This is a genomic window from Streptomyces boncukensis, from assembly GCF_011045075.1.
Taxonomy (GTDB): domain Bacteria; phylum Actinomycetota; class Actinomycetes; order Streptomycetales; family Streptomycetaceae; genus Streptomyces; species Streptomyces boncukensis.
Window position 1 is genome coordinate 1 of record NZ_JAAKZZ010000543.1, and the last position, 4,603, is coordinate 4,603.

Consider the following 4,603-nt stretch of genomic DNA (forward strand, 5'->3'; position numbering starts at 1 on the left):
GTGCTGGGCAGGGGCAGCCCCTGCCCAGCACGATCCGCCGGACACGGCCTAGCCTGGCCCCGTCATGGACACCGCACCCCGCGCCACCCTCCCCGACGGGCTCCGCTTCGCCTTCGGGACGCTCACCACCCTCCCCGTGAACATCCCCCGCTGGGACCGGAGGGCCGCCCGCGCCGGCATGCTCTGCGCCCCGCTCGCCGGGCTCGTCGTCGGCCTCGCAGCCGCCGCGCTCGGCGGCGCCCTGCTGCTCCTGGGCGCCTCCCCGCTGCTCGCCGCCGTCGGAACCGTCGCGGTGCCCGCCGCGCTCACCCGCGGCCTCCATCTGGACGGGCTGGCCGATGTCGCCGACGGGCTGGGCAGCGGGAAGCCCGCCGGGGACGCGCTGCGCATCATGAAGCAGTCGGACATCGGGCCCTTCGGCGTGCTCACCCTCGTGCTGGCGCTGCTGGCCCAGGTCGCGGCGGTGAGCGAGCTGTACGCGCGGAGCTGGGCGCACGGCGCTGCGGCGTTCGCCGTGGCCGCTGTGGTGGCGCGGGCCGCGCTCACCCTGGCCTCCCGTACGGGGGTGCCCGCCGCGCGCCCGGAGGGGCTGGGCGCCGCCGTCGCGGAGACGGTGCCGGTGCGCGCCGCCTGGGGCACGGCCGCCGCCGTCACGGCCCTGGCGGCCTGCGCCGGGCTCGCCGTCTCGCACACGGGGCGCCCCGCGGGCGGTGCCGCCGTGTACGCCGCGGCGGCCGCTGTGGGGCTGGCCGCCACCGAGGCCCTGCTGCGCCGCTGCCGCCTCCGGTTCGGCGGAGTGACCGGCGATGTCTACGGCGCGCTGGCCGAGTCGGCGGCCACCGCGGCACTGATCGTGCTTGCGCTGGGCTGACCGCCGTGGTTGCGTGCGCTCCCAACGCCCCGCCCCGAGGCGGGGGCTGAGCGACACCGGGCGGGGGCCCCGGCGCCCCTGCGCGAAGCCGGGCATACGATGCCCGCAGCGCCCGAATCAACGGAAGAAGGTCTCTCGCACGTGTCTGCACTGACTCTCAGCACCTCGTCCGCCGCGACACTGCGCGCGGACGCCGTCGTCGTCGGCGTCGCCAAGGGCGCCAAGGGTCCCGTCGTCGTCCCCGGCGGCGAGGGCGTCGACAAGGCGTTCGGCGGGAAGCTCGCCGCGACCCTGGAGACCCTCGGCGCGAGCGGCGGTGAGGGCGAGGTCACCAAGCTCCCCTCGCCCGGCTCCGGGCTGAAGGCGCCACTGGTGGTGGCCGTGGGGCTCGGCCAGGAACCGGAGAAGAAGGCGGGCTACGGCGCCGAGGCGCTGCGCCGGGCCGCGGGTGCCGCAGCCCGCGCGCTGGCGGGCTCGAAGAAGGCCGCGTTCGCGCTGCCGGTCGAGGACGCCGCGGCGGTCGCCGCCGTCGCCGAGGGCGCGCTGCTGGGCGCGTACGCCTTCACCGCGTACCTCGGCAAGGAGAACGCCCGGGGCGCGGCGGACGCGGCGGGGAAGGGCGCCAAGGGCAAGGGCGCGAAGGCCGCCAAGGGCGGCCGGAGCGAGCAGGAAGCGCGCGCTCCGCTCGCCGAGATCGCCCTGGTCGGCGCCAAGCCCCGGGACAAGGAGCACAAGGCGGCCGCCGAGCGCGCCCAGGTGCTCGCCGCCGAGGTGCACCGCGCCCGCGACCTGGTCAACACCCCGGCGAACGGCCTGGGCCCCGCGGACTTCGTCGCGCAGGCGCAGGCCGCTGCCAAGGAGCACGGTCTGAAGATCGAGGTGCTGGACGAGAAGGCGCTGGCCAAGGGCGGCTACGGCGGCATCCTCGGCGTCGGCGTCGGCTCGCAGCAGCCGCCCCGGCTGGTCCGGATCGGCTACACGCACCCGAAGGCCAAGCAGACCCTCGCGCTGGTCGGCAAGGGCATCACCTACGACTCCGGCGGCATCTCGCTCAAGCCCGCCGGCGCCAACGAGACGATGAAGTGCGACATGAGCGGCGCCGCCGCCGTGTTCGCCACGGTCGTCGCCGCCGCGCGGCTGGGGCTGAAGGCCAACGTCACCGGCTGGCTGGCGCTCGCCGAGAACATGCCGTCGGGCTCGGCCACCCGCCCCGGTGACGTGCTGACGATGTACAGCGGCAAGACCGTCGAGGTGCTGAACACCGACGCGGAGGGCCGGCTGGTGCTGGGCGACGCGCTCACCCGGGCCTGCGAGGAGACGCCGGACGCGGTGGTGGACGTGGCGACGCTGACCGGCGCGATGGTGGTGGCGCTCGGCCCCCGCACGTTCGGGGTCATGGCGAACGACGACGCGTTCCGCACCGCCGTCCACGAGACCGCCGAGGAGGCGGGCGAGCCGGCCTGGCCGCTGCCGCTCCCCGCCGAGCTGCGCAAGGAGCTGGACTCCCCGGTCGCCGACATGGCCAACGTGGGCAGCCGGATGGGCGGCGGGCTGACCGCCGGGCTGTTCCTCAAGGAGTTCGTGCCCGAGGACACCCCCTGGGCGCACCTGGATGTCGCGGGTCCGGCCTTCAACGACGCGTCGGCCTTCGGCTACACCCCCAAGGGCGGCACCGGCTCCGCCGTGCGGACGCTGGTGCGGCTGGCCGAGCGGACCGCGGAGGGCGATCTGGGCTGATTGCCCCGGTTGCAGTGGGGCCCCGTTCGCCGCGAGCGATCGGGGCCTACTCATGCGTAGCCGGGCCCGCGTCCCGTTGTCCGCCAACAAGTGCGAAGATGGATCCTCGGCAGGACAGGGCCCCGCAGCGGCTTGATCACAAGCCGGGACCAGGGCCGAGCAAGCAAGACAGCGGCCGTACGTAAAGCCGCCCGGTCGACGTCGACCGGCACCGGCGTACCCATGCATGGAGGACGTGACGTGGCGAACGACGCCAGCACCGTTTTCGACCTAGTGATCCTCGGAGGCGGTAGCGGTGGCTATGCCGCTGCCCTTCGCGCCGCGCAGCTCGGTCTGGATGTCGCCCTGATCGAGAAGGACAAGGTGGGCGGTACCTGCCTGCACCGGGGCTGCATCCCGACCAAGGCGCTGCTGCACGCGGGCGAGGTCGCCGACCAGTCCCGCGAGAGCGCCGAGTTCGGTGTCAAGACCTCCTTCGAGGGCATCGACATGGCCGGCGTGCACAAGTACAAGGACGGCGTGATCTCCGGGCTCTACAAGGGCCTGCAGGGGCTGGTCGCCTCCCGCAAGGTGACCTATGTGGAGGGCTCCGGCTATCTGTCGTCGCCGACCTCCGTCGATGTGAACGGCCAGCGCTACGAGGGCCGGCACATCCTGCTCGCCACCGGCTCCGTGCCGAAGTCCCTGCCGGGCCTGACCATCGACGGCGAGCGGATCATCAGCTCCGACCACGCGCTGACCCTGGACCGGGTGCCGAAGTCCGCGATCGTGCTGGGCGGCGGCGTGATCGGCGTCGAGTTCGCCTCGGCCTGGAAGTCCTTCGGCACGGATGTGACCGTGGTCGAGGGCCTCAAGCACCTGGTGCCCGCCGAGGACGTCGACAGCTCCAAGCTGCTGGAGCGCGCGTTCCGCAAGCGCGGCATCAAGTTCAACCTCGGCACCTTCTTCGACCGGGCCGAGTACACCGCCGACGGCGTCAAGGTCACCCTCGCCGACGGCAAGGAGTTCGAGGCCGAGGTGCTGCTGGTCGCCATCGGCCGCGGCCCGGTCTCCCAGGGTCTGGGCTACGAGGAGGCCGGGGTCGCCATGGACCGCGGCTTCGTGCTGGCCGACGAGTACTGCCGGACGAACGTGCCGACCATCTCCGCCGTGGGTGACCTCATCCCCACGCTGCAGCTCGCGCACGTCGGCTTCGCCGAGGGCATCCTGGTGGCCGAGCGGCTGGCCGGTCTGAACCCGGTGCCGGTGGACCACGCCGGGGTGCCGCGCGTGACGTACTGCAACCCGGAGGTGGCCTCCGTCGGCCTCACCGAGGAGCAGGCCAAGGAGCGGTACGGCGCCGACAAGGTCGTCACGCTCAAGTACAACCTCGCGGGCAACGGCAAGAGCAAGATCCTCAAGACCGCGGGCGAGATCAAGCTCGTCCAGGTGCGGGACGGGGCCGTGGTCGGCGTCCACATGGTGGGTGACCGCATGGGCGAGCAGGTCGCAGAGGCCCAGCTCATCTACAACTGGGAGGCGCTGCCTGCCGAGGTGGCCCAGCTCATCCACGCCCACCCGACGCAGACGGAGGCGCTCGGCGAGGCCCACCTGGCCCTCGCGGGCAAGCCGCTGCACTCCCACGACTGAACACCGAGTCCGTCAGGGCGCGACCCACCCGCAATTCGTAAGGAGCAAGAGAAACCATGGCGGTTTCCGTAACCCTGCCGGCGCTCGGCGAGAGCGTCACCGAGGGCACCGTCACCCGCTGGCTGAAGGCCGAGGGTGAGCAAGTGGAGGCCGACGAGCCGCTGCTCGAAGTCTCCACCGACAAGGTCGACACCGAGATCCCGGCCCCCTCGGCCGGGACGCTGGCCTCCATCAAGGTGGCCGAGGACGAGACGGTCGAGGTCGGCGCCGAGCTGGCCGTCATCGACGACGGCAGCGGCGCCCCGGCCCCGGCCGAGGCCCCGGCCGCCGCCGAGGCGGCCGCGCCCGCGCCCGCCGAGGCCCCGG

The 4,603-nt window shown here is 73.7% G+C and carries 4 protein-coding genes; all 4 read left to right on the top strand.

The genetic code is table 11. The features are described 5' to 3' along the window. Positions 1-64 precede the first annotated feature (64 nt). On the top strand, positions 65-871 hold the full coding sequence (locus G5C65_RS31550; RefSeq protein ID WP_165302467.1) for an adenosylcobinamide-GDP ribazoletransferase: 807 nt from the start codon (positions 65-67) through the stop codon (positions 869-871). A 141-nt stretch (positions 872-1,012) separates the two neighbouring features. Then, on the top strand, positions 1,013-2,608 hold the full coding sequence (locus G5C65_RS31555; protein WP_165302468.1) for a leucyl aminopeptidase: 1,596 nt from the start codon (positions 1,013-1,015) through the stop codon (positions 2,606-2,608). Between the two features lie 222 nt (positions 2,609-2,830). Then, complete coding sequence (lpdA, locus tag G5C65_RS31560) at positions 2,831-4,237, top strand: dihydrolipoyl dehydrogenase (protein ID WP_165302469.1); 1,407 nt, start codon at positions 2,831-2,833, stop codon at positions 4,235-4,237. A gap of 56 nt (positions 4,238-4,293) precedes the next feature. After that, positions 4,294-4,603 (top strand): biotin/lipoyl-containing protein (locus G5C65_RS31565; RefSeq protein ID WP_338146755.1); only part of this gene is annotated, 310 nt, incomplete at its 3' end.

Coding starts and splice junctions, on each gene's coding strand:
- G5C65_RS31550 (WP_165302467.1), top strand. CDS start 65: ATGGACACCGCACCCCGCGCCACCCTCCCCGACGGGCTCCGCTTCGCC.
- lpdA (WP_165302469.1), top strand. CDS start 2,831: ATGCATGGAGGACGTGACGTGGCGAACGACGCCAGCACCGTTTTCGAC.